The sequence below is a fragment of the Azospirillum thiophilum genome (genome assembly GCF_001305595.1).
In the GTDB taxonomy this organism is placed as follows: Bacteria; Pseudomonadota; Alphaproteobacteria; order Azospirillales; family Azospirillaceae; genus Azospirillum; species Azospirillum thiophilum.
The window spans coordinates 77536-98649 of sequence record NZ_CP012402.1 but is presented as its reverse complement, the minus strand read 5'-3'; the positions used below and the strand labels follow the sequence as shown (position 1 = coordinate 98649).

Sequence of the window (21114 nt, the reverse complement as noted above, 5' to 3'; positions counted from 1 at the left end):
TATGATCCGGCACTCACGGCGTTGTCTGCTGCACTTTTGGAATGCTTCCAGGGTCAGAGGGAGGCAATTCCATACCGCTCGGGCAGCGTCCTTCGTCAGAAGGACAACTGTAATAAGGCGTTCTTGCGGAAAAAATTGGAAGAGATACCCCGAAGAAATGGGGGCTTTCCCTGCCGGACGAAGCCTTACGGAGAGGTTACGAAGAGAAACCAACCAAAGGATACAGCAGCATAAAGAAGAAAAAAATTCTTTAAAAACAATTTATGTTAGAAATATAGACTTTGACGTTGTCGTATCTCTGCTCCATCTTCGATGATAATATAGACTCTTAAACAGAGAGCGCCAGCAGAATTTTCGTTGAACATGCAAACGAAAATGGAGCCCCGCCGAAGCGGGGCCCCATCCCGGATGCCGCCTTTGGAAAGCGCCTGCCGTCCGGAGCCGGTGTTACGCCGCCATGTCGTGGGTGATGGCGTAGACGCCGGTGTCCCAGCGGGCGATGGAGGTGTCGAAGCCGCCGACGCCGTTGACCACGTCGAAGCCCTGGGTGGTGTTGTGGATCAGGTCCTGGACCGTGTAGTGGCCATTGGCGAGCTGGAGTTCCACATGGGTGGCGACCGCCTTGCGCGATGCGGTGTCGTTGAAGTCCACCCGGTCGGAGGCGACGACGATCAGCCGATCCTTCTGGTCGTAGAAGCCGTAGCCGGTGATCTGGGCGTCCGGATCCTTGTCGGTGAAGGTCAGCGGGTGATCGTAGTTCAGCGCCTCGTCGCCGATCAGCACCGGCGCCTTGGCCTTCAGCGCGGCGATCTCGGCGTCGCTGAACAGGTTTTGTCCCTCGTAGGTCGCCTGCGGGATGATCCAGGCGCTGGGCGCGCTGGCCTTGGTCATCGACGGCAGGGCGGCGTCGCTGACGTAATAGCCGAAGGTGACGCCGGCATCGTGCAGCCTGGTGATCGGTTCCAGCAACTCGCCCAGATAGGCGTTGCCGATCGAGTTCCCGGCCGGCTCCAGCGCGTTCATCGCCTTTTCGGCGTTGGCGCTGTAATAGAGCGCCGGGCCGAAGGGGCGGGTCGGCACGATGTCGCGCAGCATGTCGAGCCAGGGCTGCTTCACCTCGCCCCAATCGTGATAGCTGCGCGACCACTGCTCGGCCGCGCGACGCACGCCGCCCTGGTCGTCGGCGATCATGGTCCAGCCGCTCTGCATCCAGGTCTGCTCCAGCCGGCCCCAGCCCAGCTCCTCGCGCACCGTGCCGCTGACACCGGTGTAGAGGCTGTCGACCGCGCCCCAATAATCGTCCTCCGACGAGGACATCATGTGGCCGAAATGGGCGTCCGGCGCGCGGGCTGCGTGGATGCCCAGCATCGCCTGCTCGTAGGAGGCCGGCGCCTGCTTGTGCTGCATCTCGAAGCGTTCGAGGGTCTGCACGTTGAACAGGATGTCGTCCTCGTTCATCTTCTCGGCGATCACCCGGGCATCGACGCCGGCGAACTCGCGCATCGCCGCCGGGGTGAAGGAGACCTGGGTGGTCAGCCAGGCCGCCTTGCCGGTGTTCTTGACGATGGCCTCGTCCAGCGCCTTCCAGCTGTAGGCCCAGCCGTCGACGAAATAATCGAGCCATTCGGTCGGGTGGTTGTCGACGATGTCGGAGGCCTGCTGCGCCAGCGTGCTGCCGGCGACCTTGATGCCGGTCTTGCTGCTGAATTCGGCGATCATCCGCGAGTTGAAGAAGTCCATGACGCCGGAATGCGGGCTGCCGTCGAAGAAGTCGGCCAGCTCGTAGCCACGGGTGCCGGTCAGGGCGGACAGCCGGCCCAGCTTGTCGGCCATCCAGTCGGCGTAATGGGCGGTGCCGCCGGTCCAGCCGGCCGGCGCGTCCTTGGCGTCCAGCGGCATCAGCGGGCTGACATAGCCCCAGCCGGAGGGGTTGCCGCTGTCGGCGTTGAGGATGTTGCCGTCGGCGTCGCGACCCAGATACTGCTGATGCGCCTTCACCCAGGCGACCCAGGCCTTGTGCCCGCCCAGATTGGCGAACTCGCCGCCGTTCTGGGAATATTCGAAGGTGTCTTCCCACAGCTGCAGACCGATCAGCGGCATCACCCCGTCGGCCAGATGGTCGGCGGCGACGTCGCGCGTCTCCTTCAGGTGGGAGGCGCTGGCATAGTCGGGCACCGAGTCCCAGAACAGATGCTGCGGCGCCAGCCCGCGGTCGGCGCCCCATGAGATGCTGGACACGTCCGACTTCAGCGGCGGCCGGTCGCTGCTGACGCCGGCGCTGGCGGTGTGGTCGTTCTTCGGCAGCGTGGCGGCGGGAGGGGTCGGGGTGGTGGTCGTGCCGCCGGCGAGCATGTCCTTGGTGACCGGAACGCTCAGCGTGCCGTTCCACCACAATCCCTGCTGGCCGGCGATCACGTCCTTGCCGTCCAGCGCGCCGCGGTCATAGCTGACCCCGGCGGCGGTCGAGGCGATGCTGTGGCCGTTGACGACGACCGAACCGACATAGAGGCTGCGGTCCTGGCCGTTGACGACGGCGTCGTTGTCGTACTGGACCTGGATCTTGTGCGCCACGGCCGGGTCGAGGTCTACCGTGAACTTGTAGGCGGTCTGGGAGGTGGCGGCCACCTTGGCGTCGCCGACCGCCTTGCCGTCGACCAGCAGCTTGAAATGCGGCGGCACGCCGCCTGCGCTCTTGCCCCAGGCGTTGACCACGACGCTGAAGGCCTTGGTCGCCGCCGGGGCCGCCACCACATCGGCGGCCGGGAACAGCGAGGCCGGCAGGGCAACGTTCAGCGCGCCGCCCCAATACATCGCCTCCTGGCCCTTCACCACGTCCTTTCCGTCAACGGCGCCCTTGTCGTAGGTCACCGACGGATCGGTCGCGGCAATCGGCGTGCCGTTCACCGACACGGCGCGGACGAACAGGTTGCGGTCGGCCCCGTTCGCGGTGCCGTCATTGTCGTAGACGATCTGGAGCTTGTGCGCGCTGTCGGCGGCAACCTTGGCGCTGATGGTGTAGCGCCCGACGCTGCCGCTGTTCACCGTCGCCTGCCCGATGGTCGTGCCGTCCAGCTTCAGCGCCAGATGCGGCCAGACGCCGCCCGCAGCCTGTCCCCAGGCGTCGATCGCAAAGGTGACATCGATGAGATTGGACTCGGTGCTCGCCATCGGTGCGACTCCCATTAACCAAAGATTAATCAAGGACTATACCGGGTTAACCGTATCGATCGGATTACCCTGTTCGTTCGGGAGTCTTGACATGTTGTCGCTGATATTGAGAGGGATAATGATGAGACATCACTTTGACTCATCTTTGACTCTTCCATAAAAATCGATCTTGATTCTGCGAATGCTTTGGCCACTGAAAGAATTGGCTCAACAACGGCGGTCTTAAGCCTGTTGAGCAGTTCTCGTATCTTTCGTTTGTTTGGCATGCAGCGCGGCTCCGTGGTCCACTTCGGCGTGAACCGCCGCCGATACCGTCGATACAGCCGAGCAGGAGCTTCCTTCATGCGGATCGCCGTGGTGACGCAGAAGATCGTCCGCCATGACGGGCAGGGCCGCGTGAACGCCGTCGTCGTGGAGGAGTTGCTGCACCGCGGCCATGAGGTCGTCGCCATCGCCGGCGAGGTCGCGGAGGAGCTGGCGCGCCATCCCCGCCTGTGCTGGGTGCCGGTCTGCGGCGGTGGGATACCGACGCAGCTGGCCAAGGACCAGCTGTTCGCCTGGCGTGCCGGGCGGGCGCTGGCGCGCGAAAGGCGGCGGGGGATCGACCGGGTGCTGGTCAACGGCTTTGTCAGCTGGGCGCGGTCGGACGTGAACGCCGTGCATTTCGTCCATTCCGCCTGGCTGCGCTCGCCCGCCCACCCGATCCGCAAGGCGGTCTCGCCGCTGTCGCTCTACCGGGCGCTCTACACCCTGCTGAACACCGGCTTCGAGCGCTGGAGCTTCCGCCGAAGCGGCCGGCTGGTGGCGGTGTCGCGCACGGTGGCGGACGAGCTGCGCCGGGACGGCATCGACCCGGCCCGGCTGCGGGTGATCGACAATGGCGTCGATGTGGCGGAGTTCCGGCCCGGATCGCCGGATCCGTCGCTGTTCGGCCTGCCCGACGGCCGGCCGGTGGCGCTGTTCGTCGGCGACGCCCGCAGCGACCGCAAGAACCTGGACGGTGTCCTGCGCGCCCTGGCCGAGGTGCCCGGTCTGGCGCTGGCGGTGGTGGGGGACGAGCGCGGCGGACCGTTCCCGGCGCTGGCGCGGTCGCTCGGTCTGGAGGGGCGGGTGCGCTTCCTCGGCCACCGGCGCGACGTGGCGGCATTGATGCGGGCTGCCGACCTGTTCGTCTTCCCGACCCGCTACGAGCCCTTCGGCCTCGTCCTGCTGGAGGCGGCGGCGAGCGGCCTGCCGGTCGTCACCACCCGGCTCGCTGGTGCCGGCTGGCTGCTGGAGGACGGGGCGGCGGTGATCCTCGACGAGCCCGACGCGCATGCGGCGCTGGTGCGGGCGCTGGGTCGGCTGGCTGCGGATCCGTCGCTCCGCCGCCGGATGGGGGAGGCCGGCCGCCGCATCGCCGAACGCCACGACTGGTCGGTGACGGCAGGGCTGTATGCCGATCTGGTGGAGGCGGCGGGGATGGTTGGCGGGACTGTCGCTCCGTACCCCCACCCTAACCCTCCCCCGCTGGGCGGGGGAGGGGACTGCCGCCGCCCAGCGGGGGAGGGTTAGGGTGGGGGCCGGCCCGGCTCCCCCGGCCCCTTCCTCAGCGCAACTCCAGCCGCAACTCCACCGTCACGCTGTCGCTGCCGGCGGGCGCGTCCACGGTGGCGACCCCGACCGGCGCTCCCGGACCGGGGGAGGGGTCCACCCGCATCGACGCGGCCCCGCCGGGACGCAGCACCGCGCCCATGCGGATGGCGGCGCGGGTCTTGCCGACCGGGGCGATGCCGGCGGTCGCGACCGGGACGATGCCGCCGGCCGGGGATGACGTCAGGGCGACGCCGTCGGCCGGGCGGTCGGGCTCCAGCCGGCGGACCCGGTCATAGTCGCGCTGCACCAGATTGCCGGCATCGACGCCGCCGGTGCCAACCTTGCGGAATTCCCCCGAACACTCAACCGCCTCGAAGCGGTTGGCGCGGCAGGTGCCGGCGACCGCCAGGGCGGGGGCCAGGCCGTCGCGCCCCAGGCGGATCAGCCGCTCGGCATCCTCGAACCGGTTGCCGACGGCGTTGCCGGCGACGATGGCCGCGGTCCCGATGTCGGCGGCGCGGTCGTTGGTGCCGTCGCCGAAGCTGGCGGTGCCGCCGGTGAATTGGTTGCGCTCCAGCGTCCGCACCACGATCAGCCCGGCGACCGGCCGTTTGGCCAGCCGGTAGTCCGGCAGCAGCGAGCCGCTGCAGCCGATCAGGCTGTTGCCGAACATCTCCGCCATCGGCCCCTGGATCCAGCCGTTGCCGCAGGCCTCGAAGGCGCAGTCGAGGAACTTGTTGTTGGACAGGAAGGTGCGCTGCGCCGGCCCGTCCTCCGCCAGGATGCCGTAGGGGGAGAAGCCGAAATGGCAGGAGATGAAGCTGGAATGGTCGATGCCGTTCTCCGGCGCCACCGCGATGGAGGCCAGCGTGTTGCCGGCAAGGTCGGTGTCGAGGAACAGATGGTCGCCGAAGCTCTCGGTTCCCGCCGACCAGTAGGCGCCGATGTGGTTCTTGGTCAGCTGGCAGGAGATCAGCGAGGAATGGTCGCGCCAGACGTCGACCCCGGCGCGGAAGCCGAACACCCCGACCCGTTCCAGCAGGAAGCGCGAGGTCAGCGCCACCCCGCCCATGCCCGGCGGCGCATCGCCCGGCCGGTTGCCGGGCTTCGGGCCGCGCAGGCCGAGATGGGCGATGCGGCTGCGCTGGTAGCCGTCGCGGTCGCCCGTACCCTCCCCCTTCCCCTGCCGGCTGCCGGCCCGGATGGCGAAACGGCCCGGCCCGAGATCGTCCGGCCAGGACAGCAGCGAGGCGCGCATGCCGGCGCCGACGATTTCCACCTCGTTGAAGGCATCGTCGTAGCGGTCGAGGTTGGGCAGGACGAGTTCGCCATCCAGCCGGTAATGGCCGGGCGGCACCAGCACCGTGCCGCCATGGCCGGACCGCGACAGCTCCAGGATCGCGCCCTGCGCGGCCGCCCAGTCGCATTCCTGGTCCAGCGAGCGGACGTGCGGATGGACGCGGCGCGCCGCCTCCAGGCTCTTGTAGCGTTCCGACAGCGGATGGCTGCGCCCGTCGCCGATCGCGCCGCGGTCGCGGATCGACAGGGTTGGGCCGGATGGGGCCGGGCCGGGTTTGGGCGGCGGTACGGGGGCGGGGGAGTCCGGCGGGCCGCGGCGCTGCGCTGCGCCGGTCGCCGCCGGCAGCGCCAGGGCGGCGGCCAGCAGGAGAAGCCGGCGGCTGAGGGGGCGGCTGATGGGAGGGCTCATGGAGCGCAGGCCCGCGCCGGGCCGTCGAGATGGGCGAGTGCGCGCAGGCCGCCGCAGAGCGCCGCGCGGTAGATCTCCTCCAGCCGGTCGAGGTGGCGGTCCAGCGTGAAGGGATGGCGCCAATAGCCGTCATGGGCCTGGCGGCCGAGCCGTGCCGCCTCCTCGCCATGGGCGAGCAGGCGCAGGCAGCGCGCGAGGTCGGCGGCGTCGCCGCTGCGGAACAGGAAGCCGTTCCCGCCCGGCCGCACCGCTTCGGCCGCAGCGCAATTGTCGCTGACGACCACGGGGACGCCGTTGGCCAGCGCCTCGTAGGCGGCGAGGCCGAAGGTCTCGTACCACAGCGACGGCACCGCCAGCGCCCGCGCCCGCCAAATTTCCTCCTGCACCGCGTCGGGCGGCAGCCAGCCGGCCAGCTCGGCGTCCGGGTTGAGGCGGCGGACCGTCTCGGCCTCCTCGCCGTCGCCGACGAAGCGGACCGGGCAGCCGGCCAGCGCCGCCGCCTCCGCCAGCAGGGCGGCCCCCTTCTCGCGCGACAGCCGGCCGACGAACAGGATGCGACTGTTGGCGGCGACGGGGGCGGGGCCGCGATCCTCCACCTCCACCGGATTGGGAACCGGCAGGGTGACGGTGCCGGGGGCGAGATGGGGGGCGATGACCGCGCGCTGGCGGTCGCTGAGCGTCAGCAGCGCCATGCCGCCGGTGAAGCCGCCCGACAGTGCACCCGCGGCGTGGCGGGCCGCCCGCCACCATTTGTGATGCCGGGCGCGGGCGTCGCAGTCGGTGGCGAGGCAGCCGGCCGACAGCGCCCGGTGCGGGCAGTTGGTGCCGTCGGGAAAGATGAAGAAGGCGCCGTTCGGGCAGAGCGGGAAATAGTCGTGCAGGGTCAGCAGCACCGGCAGGCCGGACCGCCGGCACAGCGGGAAGACGCTGGGCGACAGCGCCTTGGCCCAGCCATGGATGTGGATCACCGTGTCGTTGGCCGGGCAGGCGGCCAGCAGCGTCTCCAGCGCGCGGGCCGCCTCGCGGTTCCACAGGCCGCGCAGCGCCGCCTGGACGCGGTCGGCATTGCCCTTCAGGTCGGGCTGCCCCAGGCAATGGACGGTAATGCCCTCGGTCAGCAGGGCCGGGTCGATCGGCGGCACCGCGGTGAAGAACCGCACCCGGTGGCCGCGCCGCGCCAGCCCGACCGCCCCGGCGATGGCGACCTTGGCCAGCCCGCCGCCGGGGTGGGCGTGGTCGCAGAGGATGACGATGGTGCTCATGGCGAAGGACTCACGACAGGGCGCCGCGGTAGACGGCGGCGGTGCGGGCGGCGATGACCGGCCAGTCGAAGCGGGTCCGCACCAGCGACCGGCAGGCGTCGGCGCAAGGCAGGCGGCGGATGCCGGTCAGCGCTTCCGCCACGCCGAGGCCGATGGCGCGGGCGTCGGTCCCGGCAAGCACGAGGTCGCCGTCCAGCCCCTCCACCACCTCGGGCAGGCCGCCGATGGGCGTGACCAGGACCGGGGTGCCGGCCGCCAGCGATTCCAGCGCGGTCAGGCCGAAGCCCTCCAGCGCCTGCGACGGCATCACGCACAGGTCGGCGGCGCGGTAGGCCAGCGGCAGATGCGTGTCGGGCACGAATCCCAGCAGCCGCACATGCTCCTCCAACCCCAGCGCGCCGATGCGGTCCTGGAGCGCCGCCGCCTCCGGCCCGCGGCCGGCGACGACCAGCAGCACGTCGGGCACGCGGCGGCGCAGCTCCGCCATGGAGTCCACCAGCGCGGCCAGCCCCATCCGCTTCACCAGCCGGCGAACGGTCAGCAGGATGGGCCGTCCCTGCGGCCAGCCCAGCCGGGCGCGGGCGTCGCGCCGGCTGTCGGGCAGGTCGTAGCGGTCGGCCTCGACCCCGCCCGGCACCCGGTCGATGCGCTCCGGCGGCACGCCGTACCGCTCGGCCAGGATGGCGGCGAAGGCGTGGGACAGCACGATGAAGCGGCATGCCCGGTCGTAGACCAGCCGCTCGACCAGGAATTTCAGCCGAACCGACAGGGCGCCGGCTCCCTCCGCCGCGCTTTCCAGCGCCCAGGGGCCATGGAAATGGACGACCAGCGGCCGGTTGCGCAGGGCCGGCAGCGCGGCCACCGCGGTCAGCGCGAAATGCGAGGCGACGAGGTCCGGCGACTGCCGGTGCAGCGCCCCGGCGATGGCCGTCCGCGCCGCCGCCAGACGCCGCGGCAGCGAGGCGGTCGGCGGGGCGAAGCTGTCGATGCGCGCGCCGCTGTCCAGCGTCGCCCGGATGCTGCCCAGCACCAGCCCGTCCACCGCGATGCCCTGCCGCGGCAGATGGCGGGCGAGGTTGTAGAAGACGTTCTCGGCCCCGCCATGGGTTTCGGGGAACCAGCCCAGCCCGAGCTGGAGCACGCTGGCCTCCCGCATCTCTTCCGGCAGGAATCCGGGGAGGATCAGGCTTCCGTCCATTGCTTGTCCCCTTGATGCAGATCGTTGGGACGCGGATCGTTGGGGCTGGGGTCGCCGGGGAGCGGGGCCGCCAGCCGGCTGGCGAGGCCATGGTTCTTCGCCGCCATGCCCATGCCCAGGAAGAACCAGAAGCCGACGCCCGTGACCTTGACCAGCGTGTGCTCGAACACCATGCAGGCGAGGATCGTCAGCGCCGCCGCCTCGGCGCAGCGGGCGAAGGGGTCGGGCGGAGCGCCGCCGCGGCGCAGCAGCCCGACCATCAGCGCGACGATCCCGACGACATAGCCCAGCGTGCCGGGCCAGCCCAGCTCGTAGGGCACGCGCAGGATGCCGCTGTCGAAATAGGCCATGACGCCCAGCTGGCCGTCCTCGTTGGTCAGCTTGGTCGCGGTGTCGACGGTGCCGAGACCGGCGCCGCGCACCTCGGTCAGCGCCTGGATCAGGAAACGGCCGTAGAACTCCTGCCGCTCCTGGTAGCTGCGGTCGTTCTCCATCGAGTTCAGCGTGTCGAAGCGCGAGACGATGGCCTGGTTGACCCGCGGCACGCTGAGCAGCGGCAGGGAGCACAGCACCAGCCCGATCCCGACCGCGACCAGCCGGACCCGGTGGCGTCCCGGCATGGTCAGCAGCAGCCAGACGAAGACGAACAGCCCGGCGAGCCAGGCCGCGCGCACCAGGCTGAGCATCAGCGAGCCGAGCGCCAGCGCCCCGGCGACCGGCACCAGGATGCCGCGGGCCGCCGGCAGCACCGCGAGCCCGGTCACCAGCAGGAAGGCCAGCGGACCGGAGGAGTTCAGGGTGCTGAACACGCGGACCTGCATCGGCAGCGGCAGGCCCTGGTTGGTCATGCCGACATTGATCAGCCAGCGCGCGTCCCAGGGCGGCATGACGAAATACTGGATCAGCCCGTAGCCGCCGACCAGCGTCAGCCCCAGCACGAAGGCGCGCAGCACGGCGTCGCGGATCTGCGGGTAGATCGGCCAGTGCAGGGCGACATAGAGGCCGAGCGTGACGGGGACCAGCCAGTTCAGCAGCGCGAAGGTCGCCGCCGCCATGCCGGCCTGGGAGATGCCGTTGACATAGGCGTAGAACAGCCCGGCCATCACCGGGACGAAGCCGAAATAGGCCCGGTAGCGCAGCATCGGCAGGTACTGGGCGACCACGAGCCACGTCATGGCGCCGACGGCGAAGGGCGTCACCATGACCGGGCTGATGACGCTCCAACCGGCCTGGTAGTCGACCAGCCGCCGCACCTCCGGTGTCAGGAACCACAGCCACCAGGTGAAGGCGGCGAAGCGGGCGGGATCGCGCGTCACCAGCAACGCGCCGGTGGCGAGCGCGCCCACCGGGAAGATGATCTCCAGCAGCCCCGCCTTGCCCATCAGGACCGGCATCGCCACCAGGACCCAGAACAGCGTCGGCGCCAGCTTGGCGACGGACGGCAGTCCGGCAGTGCCATGTCCGCTTGCGCCGTCATGGCCGGCGCCGCCGAACGCGGATGTCGCGGTGGCGAGGCTCATGCCGGCGCCCCCCGCCACTCGCGCATCCCGGCCAGCCGGCCGCGCAGGGTGGCGCGCAGCTTCGCCCCGGCATGGCGGTCGCCGCGCAGGGCCAGCCGCGCCCATTGCGCCGCGCCCGGGAACTCGCAGGTGCCGACCGACAGCGCCCAGGCGGCGAAGACCACGCGGTTGGCCGGGCCGAAATGGGCCATCAGCGCCAGCGTGTCGTTGAAGGTGGCGTTCTCCTGGGCCAGCGGGTGGAAATGGCCGGCGCCGCGCTGGTCGATGTCGAAGCGGACGGCCGGGAAATGGTCGACCGCCACCAGCGGGTCGTAGACCAGCCGCCAGCCCCGGCGTGACAGCCGCAGGCAGAAATCCACCTCGTTGCGGACCTGGGCGCCGCTGCCGCGCAGCCGCGTGTTGAGCCGCTGGCCGTCGATGGCGGCGCGGCGGAAGCTCCAGTTGGCGCCCTTCAGAACGTCGACGTCCTGTGCGGCGCCGACGCCCAGATGATGGTTGCCGATGACCCGGCCGAACCATTGCAGCCGGCCGACCACCGTCGCGGCCCCCGTCTCGGGTACGCCGTCGTGGTAGACATGATCGCGGCCGCCGACGCCGCCGATCCGCGGATCGCTGCGATACCACGCCTCGATCCGCTCCACCCAGTCGGGATGAGGGACGGCGTCGTCGTCGGTGATGGCGACGATGTCGCCGCGGGCATGGTCCATGCCGCGGTTGATGGCGGCGACCTGCCCGGGCACCCCGATGTCGACGACCTGCATCGGCAGCGCCCCGGCATAGCGCCGGGCGACCTCCGCCGAGGCGGGGTCGCTGTCGCGCACCGTGACGATCACCTGGACCGGCGCCAGCGTCTGCCGGACCAGGCCGTCGAGGCAGCCGGCCAGCTGGTCCGGCCTGCGGTAGGTCGGCACGATCACGGTGACGCTCAGGAGCGGGGAGTTGGCGGGGTGTGTCATGGCCGTGCGCGCGCTCATGCCGGGGCCAGCTCCCGCCCGCGGGCGTCGGTGACGGTGGCCCTGGCGGGCGCCAGCGACGGCTCCTCGCCATGCATCCAGCTGTCGATGGTCTCGCGCAGCCGCGTCTTGAACACCGTCCGGTCGAAGCGGGCGGCATGGGCCTGGATCGCCGCGGGGTCGAAGCGGTGCTCCTGCGCCTCGAAGCGTTCGACCGCCTCGATCAGCGCCTCGGGCGTCTGCTGGTCGAAGAACAGGCCGGAAAGCCCGTCCTTCACCGTCTCGGTGGCGCCGCCGCGGTTCAGCGCCAGCACCGGCCGGCCGGCGGCCATCGCCTCCACCGGAACGATGCCGAAATCCTCGTTGGCGGTGAAGACCAGGGCGCGGCAGGCGGCATACTGCCGGTCCAGCTCGTCGGCGGAGCAATGGCCGAGCAGTTCGACCGTCGGGCCGGCCATCTGCTTCAGCCGGCGGTACTCCTCGCCTTCGCCGACCACCACCAGCCTGCGGCCCATGCGGTTGAAGGCCTCGATCGCCACGTCGGCGCGCTTGTAGGCGACCAGCTGGCTGACGAACAGGTAATGGCCGTCCCCGTCCACCGTCGGGGGCGGCTCGGCGGCGGCGAAGCGCAGCGTCTCCACCGGCGGATGGATGACGGTCGCGTCGCGGCGGTAGACCCGCCAGATGCGTTGCGCCACCGTCGCCGAATTGGCGATGAAGCGGTCGACCCGCGCCGCCGTCGCCAGATCCCATTGCCGCAGCCGGTGGATGGCGTAGGGCATCAGCGGGCGCACCAGCGGCCCGGCCGAGGACAGGTAGTCGTGATAGCCGCTCCACACATAGCGCATCGGCGTGTGACAGTAGCAGACATGCAGCGCGTCGGGCCGGGTCAGCACGCCCTTGGCCGGGCCGGATTCGCTGCTGATCACGAGGTCGTAGGCGCTGAGGTCGAGCTGCTCCAGCGCCAGCGGCATCAGCGGCAGGTATTTCTGGTACATGCGGTGCGCCATCGGCAGCCGGTCGATGAAGGTCGTGGTGACCCGGTGGCGGCGGATGATCGGGGAGATGCGCTCCGGCCGGTAGACATGGGTGAAGACGTCGGCCTCCGGATACAGCTCGCACAGGGCTTCCAGAACCTTTTCTCCCCCGCGCATCCCGACGAGCCAGTAATGGACGATCGCGACTTTCATGGTGGGTCCTCCGGGAAGGGACAGCCTTCGCATGGTTCAGGGGCCGCCGTTCAGGCGATGCGGCGCAGGCGGTAGGAGCGGCCGCCGGGCGGGCGGGCGCCATATTCCAGGCTGGCATGCTCGCGGGCGCTGACCATCGACAGGATCGCCCCGCCGATCCGGCCGCCGACCTGCCGCACCTGCTTGATGCCGGCGCCGGCGAGGCTGGAGGCGGTGCGCGCCCAGCGCACGACGTAGAGGACGCGGTCGGCCAGCGGCGCCAGGATCAGGGCGTCCGACACCGACAGCACCGGCGGGGTATCGAGGATCACCACGTCGTAGCGTTCCGACAGCTCCACCAGCAGCGACAGCATCGCCTTGGAGCCGAGCAGGGTCTGCGGCCGGTCGACCGGGCTGCCGGCGGCGACCACCGCCACCCGCCGCCGGTCATCGAGGTGCAGCACCTGGTCCAGCGTGGCGTCGCCGGCCAGCAGTTCGGTCAGCCCCTTTGGCGGCCGGCCGTCGCCCAGCAGGCGGTGGACGGTCGGGCGGCGGGTGTCGCAGTCGATCACCACCACCCGCCGGCCGGCGTCGGCGAGGAAGGCGGCCAGCGCCACCACCAGCGTCGTCTTGCCCTCGCCGGCGACGGAGGAGGTCAGCATGATCACCTCGCCGCCCTTGCCGGCCGCCGGCCCGGCGCCGGTGCGGACCAGATGCAGCCGGGCGCAGAGCCGCCAGACCGCTTCGGCGAAGTCGCTGCCGGTGCCGGCATAGGGGTCGCGGGCGGGATCGCGGCCCTTGTCCGGGCCGCCCGGGTATCCGCCCGAGCGGCGGGCGCGGCCCAGCAGCGGCACGATGCCGACCGCCGGCAGGCCGAGCAGCGCTTCCACCTGATGGGAGCTGTAGACGCCGCGCTGGCTCATCGTCCGCACCAGGGCGATGCCGGTGGCGATGGCGCCGCAGACGACCGCGGCGAGCCCGGCCATCACCGTCTTGCCCGGCCCGACCGGGCCGGCCGACACCGCGGCGGCCGACACGATGCGCACGTCCGGCGTCATCTCCAGCGCCTGGAGCACCTGGGTTTCCTTCAGGCGGGTGACGGCGCGGCGGTAGTTGTCGTCCGACGCGTCGGCCTGCCGCTGCAGCTCGCGCAGCCGGACCTCGCCCTGGAGCGTGTCGAAGGATTCGGTGCGCAGCCCCTCCAGCCGCCGGGTCAGATCCTGGATCCTGGCGACCTGCTGTTCCACCTCGCCGCGCAGGCCGCGGACCACGCGGTCGATCTCGGTGGACAGCGTGGCGTTCAGCTCGCGCAGCTCCGCCGACGGGCGGGTCAGCGCCGGGTGGCGATCGCCGTACTGGGCGTTCAGCTCGGCCAGCAGGGCGCTCAGCGCCGCCTGGCGCTGGCGCAGCCCGGTGATGATCGGGTCGCCGCCGATGTCGGCGCCGGACAGCGATTCCGGGTTTCCGGGCCTCACCGTCTGCAATTGCCGCAGCCGGGCCTGGGCGTTGGCATGGGCGGAGCGCGCCTCGGCCAGCTGGCCGTTCAGCGCCGACATCTCCTCGTTCACCAGGGGGGCATCGCGGCCCTTGACCATGCCGGTTTCCGAGCGCATTGCCTCGACCGCGGCGCGGCCGGTGGCGGTCATGTCCTGGCGCAGCTCGTCGAGCCGGCTCTGCAACCAGTCGCTGGCCTGCATGGTGGCGTTGCGCTTGGCCTCCACCTGCATGGCGATGTAGGTCTGGGCGACGGTGTTGGCGGCGCGGGCGGCCAGCTGCGCATCCTTGGCCTCGACCGATATGCGGATCGCCCGCGACTGCACGCCGGGGCTGATGCGCAGGGTCTTCTGGAAGGCGTCGATCAACCGGGCGCTCTCGATTTCCTCGGCGCTGCCGCCGACCGGGGCCGGGCGGGGCGGCGGCGTCAGCAGGCCGGCCAGCGGTTCGGGCAACGCGGATCCCAGCCCGGCCAGCAGGGCGCGGCCCTCCTCCATCAGCGGGGTCAGCAGGCCGGGCTTGGCGTCGATCGCCATGTATTCCGGTTCCTGCCCCAGGTTCAGCGTCTCCACCACGCGGCGGGCGAGATCGCGGGAGCGCAGGATTTCGACCTCGGTGTTGACGGTGTCGAGATAGATGCCCATCGGCTCGGACACCGAGGGGATGTTGATGACGCGGTTGGGGTGGGGGTCGATCACCACGACCGACGAGGAGCTGTAGAGCGGCGTCATGGCGTTGATCAGCAGCACCGCCGGCAGCCACAAGAGCGCGGTGATGCCGAGGATCAGCCATTTCTGCCGCCACAGCGTCTGCGCCAGCCGCTTCACATCGACCTTGTCGGCGCCCGATCCGACCGGCGGTGCCACCAAACCGGAGGCGAAGCCGGCCGCGCCGGGGGGCAGGCGGTGTTCCGGTGCTTCCATGGGCTGAACTCCTTCATCTCGACAGGCGGTGCGCAAGGGGCGGTGCTGCAAAGGCGGTTCCGGCCGGAGCTTCAGCCGACTTCGGCCGTGTTGCGGGCGGCCGTGGGGGTGGTTGAAGAGGCGTGGCCGGCGGGCGGCTTGTCCGGCGGTGGCGGGTTGTCCGGCGCTCCGGCGCCCGTCCCGGGCTCGGACCCGGCGCTCCGCTCCGCCGTCGCGTCTGCCAGGATGCGGGCGTAGCGGGCGACGGTGTGCGGCGTGACGTTGACCAGCGTGCCGGTCCCGCCGCCGCCGGCAACCAGCTGGGCGACCTGGAACAGCGCGCGGCCCTTTTCCAGGACCTCGCCCGGCAGCATCCACAGGATCGAGTCGATGTTGGAGGCCAGCCATCCGGGCTTGCCGCTGCGCGTCAACCGGCGTTCGGCCGCCCGGACCTGGGCCGTGTTGCGCAGCGTGTAGAAGGGCGACCAGCCGTCCCAGTCGCCGGCGGTGAAGGGCAGGGCCACGAAGCCGCCGTCGACCAGCGCCGGCCCGGCGCTGCCGAAGCCGGCCTTGGTCCACATGTAGTCGAAGCCGGCCGCGCGCACGGCGGCGGCGATCTCCGGCCGGATCGGACCGGGACGGGCGCTGTCGTAGGGGCGCCATGCCTCGTAGAAGCGGTCGAGCCGGTAGCGCCGCAGCGCGTTGCCGATCAGGCGCCGGGCATCCATCGCCGGAGGAGCATCGGGCGGCGCAGTGTGGATCGGGGCAGCGGGGGCAGGGACAATGTGAGATGGCGCGTCTTCGGACGCGGTGGCGCCTGCGGCGGGCGTCTCCGCCGGGCGGGGACGGGGGGAGATGCGCAGGACCGGGTGGCCCTCCTCCCAATGCAGGCGCGGCGTCCGGCCGGGGACCAGCGGCGCATCCACCAGCGGCCACCAGCCGCGCGGCATCAGGCCGGGCGGCAGCATGGACGCCACCTCCGCCCGCGCATCCGTCAGCAGGCGCCCCAGCTCTCCTTCATCCATCTCGCCTTCGGCGCAGACGCCGCGGCCGGTGCTGCCGAGCAGGAGCTCAACCCGGCCCAGCACGCCGCCGCGCTCCTCCGGCACCGCCAGCAGGGCGAGGTCGGCGGGGCTGGACTGGGTCAGGCTGTCGACGGTGACCACCAGCCCGCAGCGCAGGCCGGTCGCCGCCACCAGATCGAGGATGCGCGGGATGCAGTGCAGCTCGCGGATCATGCCCGACCACAGAACCAGCGTGGTCAGCACCCGCCCCTCCGCCGCCCAGCGGCGCAGCGTGGCGTCGTCGGGCTCGAAGTCGGTGACGGGCCGCGGCGGTTCCGGGATGCGCAGCGGCAGCGCGGCGGTGCTGGCGAAGGGCGGGTCGGGATCGACGATCTGCAACCCGCGGCCCAGCCGGCCGAGCGCGAAGAAGTCGTGGTCGTCGAACTGCCGGCCATAGACCGGGTCGGCCCCGGTGCGGATCAGGTCGGCGGCCCGCTCGATCACGTCGGTCTGCGGCCGGCCGTAGAGCGGCAGCAGGCGCTTGGCCGCCGCCAGCGGCAGCTGCGCCGCGATCAGGTCGGGGTCGCCCAGCAGGGTGCCGCGCCCCCAGGCTGCATGACGACGGGCGAGGCCGGCGCTGAAGCTGGCATAGCTCTCCCCCGCCACCTTGCCCTCGACCGCGTCGAGGCCGCCGGGAAACCGGCGGGCGCGCACCGGGTCGACGCAGACGCCGACGAAGCGCCTGGCCCCCAGCACCTCCAGCCGCTCCCGCAGGGCCACGTCGGCGCCGGCCTCGATGCCGAGGCAGGGGGCCGCCATCAGGCGCGGGTAGAGGAAGGGGGCGGCGACGATGCCGAGCGGGGTCTGCGGCGCCATGTCCAGCACCGCCACCTCGTCCGGGATCGGCTGGCCGAGCAGGCGGAAGGCGGTCTCGTAAAGGGCCGCCGGGTCGCTGCTGCGCAGCGCGCACTCGCCGGAGGATTCCACCACCGGCCACAGCGGCGAGGCGGGGTCGCCCAGCGCGACGACGCGGTAGCAGGTGGTCAGCCACAGCGCATGGTCCAGGTGCCGGCCGCCGGCCATCAGGCTGCCGGAGCCGGTCGCCTCGGTGCGGTTGCCCTCTTCCCAGCCGCCGAAATGGCGGCCGCTGCGGCGCCCGTCGTAATAGAGGTCGAAGGCCCAGCCGGCCCGCTCCGCCGCGGCGGCCAGCACCGGGGCGACCGCGACGCGTTGCGGGTCGCCGCCATGGGCGAGATAGAGGAGGAGGGGGGGCTTCGTCACGACGTGAATCCCTCCGGAGACAGCCCTTTCGGCGCCTGTCCGTCCGGGCCGGCCCCGCCGCGCCGGCACCACCACAGATGCCATTTCGCCACCCCCGGCGGGCCGAAACGGTCGGTCTTCTGCAGGGTCAGGCCGGTGGCGGCGATCGCCTTGCGCATCTCCGGCGCCCAATGGTGGCGGACCAGCGCCTTCCATTCCGGCAGCACGCCATGGCAGCGCATGGTCGCCAGCAGCCGGTCGGGCCGCCAGCGGTAGTAGCTGGGATAGGCCACCACCCAGAGCGGGTTGGCATTGGTGGTGTCGCAGGCGATCCGGCCGCCGGGCTTGACCACCCGCCGCAGCTCGCGCACGCCTGCCTCCAGGTCGGGCAGATGGCAGAGCAGATCCATGGCGATGACGAGGTCGAAGCTGTCGTCGGGGAAGGGAAGCCTGCGCGCGTCGGCCTGCTGCACGGTGAGCGCGGGAAAGCGCTCCTTCGCCTCGCGCAGCATCTCGTGCGAGATGTCGACCAGCGTCACGTCGTGGCGGTCGGCGAAGGGACCGGTGATGCGGCCATAGCCGCCGCCGACGTCGAGGATGCGCAGCCGCGGCGACCGGTCCAGCTCCGCCGCCACCGCGCGCCGCTTCTCGTCATAGATGCGGTAGAAGGGCGTGGTCGGGTGGTCGGGGCGGAAATGGCGGCGGTAGCCGTTGTTGTAGATGCCGGAACTGGCGGCCTGGTTGCGCTCGGCCCCGGCCTGCTCCAGCAGGGATGCCACCCGGGCGGCGACGCCGTCGACGTCGAAGTCCCGGGCACGCTCCAGCCCGGCGGCGGATGCCGCCTCCAGCCCGGGGCGGTCGGCCAGCCGGGCGATCAGCATGTCGCGCAGCGGCGCCGCCTCCCCCGGCGGGACCAGCCAGCCGCTGCGGCCCTGCTCGACGATCTCGGGGAAGCCGCCGCAGTCGCTGGCGACCACCGGGACGCCCAGCGCCATCGCCTCGACCACGACGAAGCCGAAGCTTTCCCACAGCGACGGGATGACGGCCAGCTCGGCGCGGGCCACCACGGCCAGCGCGTGGTTGCGCGGCAGGGCGCCCAGGACATGCACACGGTCGGCCACCGGCGCCACGTCGCGGCGGAACTGGCCGATGACGGAGGCGCTCGCCGGATCCTCGCCGCCGACCATCACCAGATGCAGGCCGGGGTTTGCCGCCAGCACGTCGGGGATGGCGCGGCCGAGCGCGGCGATGCCCTTGCGCCCCTCCAGCCGGCCGAAGAAGACGATGAAGCGGTCCGGCAGGGAGACCGGCGGCGTGCCGGCACCGGCGGCCCTGACCGCGGCGAGGTCGATGCTGTTGGGGATCACCTGGATCAGTTCCGGCGCGATGCGCCAGTAATCGGCGACCCGCTGGGCGATGGCGCGGGTTGAGGCGTAGATCGCGGCGCTGCGCCGGGTCTGGTCGCGTTCCAGCGCGTTCAGCAGATGGGTGTGCGGCCCCCAGGACTGCGCGTTGGTGTCCGCCACCATGCCGGTCGGGGTGGCCAGCCGCGTCACCACCGGAATGGTGCTGAAGCGGGTCAGCCACCAGGCGTCGGCATCGAATTCGGCCGCGTGGACCACGTCGGGGCGGAAGGAGCGGACGGCATCGGCCAGCCGGCGGTTGGTGCGGAAGCGGTCGAGCACCGCCTGCAGGTTTGGGCCGGGATCGACGCGCTGCACCGTCACGCCGTCTTCGACGGAGATGCCGGCGGCGGCCCCGCCGCCCTTCCAGGGGGTCACCACCTGGACCGCATGGCCCAGCCGCGTCAGCGCGCGTGCCATGGTGTGGGTGTGGGTGGCGATACCGCCGAGCTTTTCGCCGGGTGGGTATTCGGGCGTCAAGAGCGACAGTCGCATCGTGGGTTTCCTCTGGGCCGGTGGGTTCGGGTCGTTCGCCGGGCTATTCGCCCGTTGGTTTAAGCGGGCTATCTGCCCGACTGTCAGAGACGGGCTATTCGCCCGATGGCCCGGCCGGGGTGGCGGCGGCCGGGGGCGGCTTGTTGAGCAGGCGCCGCGGCATTGCCGCGAGGACTGCCGGATCGGGCAGGAAGACCCGCCAGGGCAGGCCGGTCGCACGGCGGTAGAGCGCCGCCGCGGTGACGAAGACCAGCGTATAGGCGACGCTGGACACCAGGGCCGCGGCGACCAGCCCGCCGTCGCGCAGGAACAGCAGCAGGCCGGCCAGCGTGACCGCCATGCCCAGCAGATGGGCGAGGGTGGCGGTGAAGGGCCGGTTCTCGGCATAGAGCCCGTTCAGCAGGATCGATGCCGCGGCATAGAGCACCGCACCCGGCAGCAGCAGCCGCAGCGGCAGCACGCTGTCGGCGAAGGCCGGGCCGTAGACCAGCCGGATGGCGATGTCGGCGAAGACGAACAGCCCGCCGGCTAGCAGCCCGCCGACGGCGAAGGTCGCCTGCAGGCTGTTCAGCACCAGGACGCGTCCCGACCGGCCGCGGCGGGCGGCGGCGGGCATGACGACGGTGGCGAGCGCCCCCGACAGGCTGACGATCAGCCAGGACAGGCTGGTGGCCAGCGCGTACAGCCCGACCTGCGCCGCCGGCAGGTAGGCCGGGATGATCAGCAGGTCGAGCCGCTGGGTGACGACGCCGCCCACCACGTCGCCATGGGTGCGCAGCGCGTACCAGGCGGTGCGGCGGCCGAGCGCCAGGTCGGGCCGGCCGATGCCATGGCGGCGGATCAGCAGCACCGTCGCGGCGACCAGCACCAGCGTGCTCATCGCCGCCTGGGCGGCGACCGCGGTTTCCACCGTGAAATGGCCGGCGGCCCAAAGCGCCACGTAGGCGGCGGCGACCCCGGCCGGCTGCAAGAAGTTCAGCGCGTTGAAGGCGCGGAAATCCTGGTCGCCCAGCAGCAGCCCCAGCATCAGTTCCGACAGAAGCGCCAGCGCGATCATCGGCAGATAGAGCCGGGCCAGCTCCAGCGTCTCCGCCGGCTGGGCGGCCAGCAGCGTCGGCAGCAGCAGCAGCCCGGCCCCGATCGCCGCGGCGGCGACCGGCGTCAGCATCAGCGCCCAGCTGGTCAGCAGCCGCCCGCCCACCGACGGATCGCGTGACAGGGCATAGGTCACGGCCTTGCCGCAGCCCATGCCGAACAGCCAGCCCAGCAGCTGGGTGGTGGTGAGGATCGCTGCGAGCGCCCCCCGCCCGTCCGGCCCCAGGTTGCGGGCGACCAGGATGCCGGTGAGCAGCCCGAGCCCCATGGTGGCGGCGGTGACGAGGATGGTCGCGGCACCGTCCCGGGCGAAGCTGCGCCGGGCCGGGCCTGCCGCCGCGGGCCTGCCGGTGGAACCTTTGTGCATTGCGCTTTCACCCCCGTTGGTGTCCCGAGATGCGTCGGTCCTGCGTCATCCCGCCGGCGTGAGGCTCTTGTCCGGGATTGGGCGCCGGCCCCTCCCCCGAGGCTGCGGCGATGGGCTTGGCGACTTGCGGTTGATCTCATCCGTTGCCCGCATACCGAGTAAGGAGGTCGATCAAGTCAGAACCTCCCTGGAAACCTCCTTGCAAGATTGTGGGTGTGGCTAACAAAAATCAGAAACGGTGCAAAATCCACGTCGACGAAACAAACATCCGGGAATACCGTTATTCAGTCTTGCCGGATTTGTTCTTTCGCATTTGCACACCGAACGGTAGTGGGGAACCGCGGCTACGGTCAACGCCGCTTTCGGAACTGTTCTTCCCACACACCGCAAGGGTATTTTTTGCCGACCCCTCGATAGCGATTCACCGAAGTCCTAGCGCATCTTTCGAGTTTGGATTGCGCCGGACACCAATTTCACAGCGAATGGAGTACCCCACCGCCCGGCGGGCGGCGCACGGCGGGAGAAGCAAGCGCGCCGCCGC

12 protein-coding genes are annotated in these 21114 nt (G+C 71.2%); 1 reads left to right on the top strand and 11 read right to left on the bottom strand.

The window, feature by feature from the left end:
- Positions 1-447: 447 nt before the first annotated feature.
- Complete coding sequence (locus AL072_RS14420; protein WP_045586064.1) at positions 448-3168, bottom strand: carbohydrate-binding domain-containing protein; 2721 nt, start codon at positions 3166-3168, stop codon at positions 448-450.
- Between the two features lie 342 nt (positions 3169-3510).
- Here AL072_RS14420 and AL072_RS14415 point away from each other — a divergent pair, with 342 nt between their 5' ends.
- Positions 3511-4722: a glycosyltransferase family 4 protein gene (locus tag AL072_RS14415; protein WP_082109416.1), complete on the top strand. Its 1212-nt coding sequence runs from the start codon at positions 3511-3513 to the stop codon at positions 4720-4722.
- Positions 4723-4756: 34 nt separating this feature from the next.
- On the opposite strand, the gene AL072_RS14410 is transcribed toward AL072_RS14415, so the two are convergent.
- The 10 genes from AL072_RS14410 to AL072_RS14365 all read right to left on the bottom strand — a co-directional run bounded on the left by AL072_RS14410 (position 4757) and on the right by AL072_RS14365 (position 20573).
- Positions 4757-6451, bottom strand: coding sequence for a DUF2190 family protein (locus tag AL072_RS14410; protein ID WP_045586063.1), 1695 nt, complete (start codon positions 6449-6451; stop codon positions 4757-4759).
- Positions 6448-7713 (bottom strand): glycosyltransferase family 4 protein, encoded by a 1266-nt coding sequence (locus tag AL072_RS14405; RefSeq protein ID WP_045586062.1) that lies wholly within the window; start codon positions 7711-7713, stop codon positions 6448-6450. Before AL072_RS14405 ends, AL072_RS14410 begins: the two co-directional genes overlap by 4 nt.
- A gap of 10 nt (positions 7714-7723) precedes the next feature.
- Complete coding sequence (locus AL072_RS14400) at positions 7724-8911, bottom strand: glycosyltransferase family 4 protein (RefSeq protein WP_245636865.1); 1188 nt, start codon at positions 8909-8911, stop codon at positions 7724-7726.
- Entirely contained in the window at positions 8896-10431 is a 1536-nt protein-coding gene (locus AL072_RS14395; RefSeq protein ID WP_045586253.1) for an O-antigen ligase family protein, read from the bottom strand. The genes AL072_RS14400 and AL072_RS14395 overlap by 16 nt, the downstream gene beginning before the upstream one ends.
- The gene (locus AL072_RS14390; protein WP_045586061.1) at positions 10428-11405 is read right to left on the bottom strand and encodes a glycosyltransferase family 2 protein; all 978 of its coding nucleotides are present in this window, start codon (positions 11403-11405) and stop codon (positions 10428-10430) included. The genes AL072_RS14395 and AL072_RS14390 overlap by 4 nt, the downstream gene beginning before the upstream one ends.
- Positions 11402-12574 carry a glycosyltransferase gene (locus AL072_RS14385; protein WP_045586060.1) on the bottom strand — a complete coding sequence of 391 codons (1173 nt, stop codon included), beginning with the start codon at positions 12572-12574 and terminating at the stop codon, positions 11402-11404. Before AL072_RS14385 ends, AL072_RS14390 begins: the two co-directional genes overlap by 4 nt.
- 50 nt (positions 12575-12624) lie before the next feature.
- On the bottom strand, positions 12625-14970 hold the full coding sequence (locus AL072_RS14380; protein ID WP_045586059.1) for a GumC family protein: 2346 nt from the start codon (positions 14968-14970) through the stop codon (positions 12625-12627).
- Between the two features lie 71 nt (positions 14971-15041).
- A complete protein-coding gene (locus AL072_RS14375) occupies positions 15042-17234 on the bottom strand; it encodes a hypothetical protein (protein WP_045586058.1) in 2193 nt (730 codons plus the stop codon).
- Positions 17231-19111 (bottom strand): glycosyltransferase, encoded by a 1881-nt coding sequence (locus AL072_RS14370; RefSeq protein ID WP_045586057.1) that lies wholly within the window; start codon positions 19109-19111, stop codon positions 17231-17233. Before AL072_RS14370 ends, AL072_RS14375 begins: the two co-directional genes overlap by 4 nt.
- Positions 19112-19205: 94 nt before the next feature.
- Positions 19206-20573, bottom strand: coding sequence for an oligosaccharide flippase family protein (locus AL072_RS14365; protein ID WP_045586056.1), 1368 nt, complete (start codon positions 20571-20573; stop codon positions 19206-19208).
- Positions 20574-21114: the final 541 nt, after the last annotated feature.

Bases quoted from the DNA above. Each gene is read 5' to 3' on its own strand.
- AL072_RS14420 (WP_045586064.1), bottom strand. From the start codon at position 3,168: ATGGCGAGCACCGAGTCCAATCTCATCGATGTCACCTTTGCGATCGAC.
- AL072_RS14410 (WP_045586063.1), bottom strand. From the start codon at position 6,451: ATGAGCCCTCCCATCAGCCGCCCCCTCAGCCGCCGGCTTCTCCTGCTG.
- AL072_RS14405 (WP_045586062.1), bottom strand. From the start codon at position 7,713: ATGAGCACCATCGTCATCCTCTGCGACCACGCCCACCCCGGCGGCGGG.
- AL072_RS14395 (WP_045586253.1), bottom strand. From the start codon at position 10,431: ATGAGCCTCGCCACCGCGACATCCGCGTTCGGCGGCGCCGGCCATGAC.
- AL072_RS14415 (WP_082109416.1), top strand. From the start codon at position 3,511: ATGCGGATCGCCGTGGTGACGCAGAAGATCGTCCGCCATGACGGGCAG.
- AL072_RS14390 (WP_045586061.1), bottom strand. From the start codon at position 11,405: ATGAGCGCGCGCACGGCCATGACACACCCCGCCAACTCCCCGCTCCTG.
- AL072_RS14385 (WP_045586060.1), bottom strand. From the start codon at position 12,574: ATGAAAGTCGCGATCGTCCATTACTGGCTCGTCGGGATGCGCGGGGGA.
- AL072_RS14400 (WP_245636865.1), bottom strand. From the start codon at position 8,911: ATGGACGGAAGCCTGATCCTCCCCGGATTCCTGCCGGAAGAGATGCGG.
- AL072_RS14365 (WP_045586056.1), bottom strand. From the start codon at position 20,573: ATGCACAAAGGTTCCACCGGCAGGCCCGCGGCGGCAGGCCCGGCCCGG.
- AL072_RS14380 (WP_045586059.1), bottom strand. From the start codon at position 14,970: ATGGAAGCACCGGAACACCGCCTGCCCCCCGGCGCGGCCGGCTTCGCC.
- AL072_RS14370 (WP_045586057.1), bottom strand. From the start codon at position 19,111: ATGCGACTGTCGCTCTTGACGCCCGAATACCCACCCGGCGAAAAGCTC.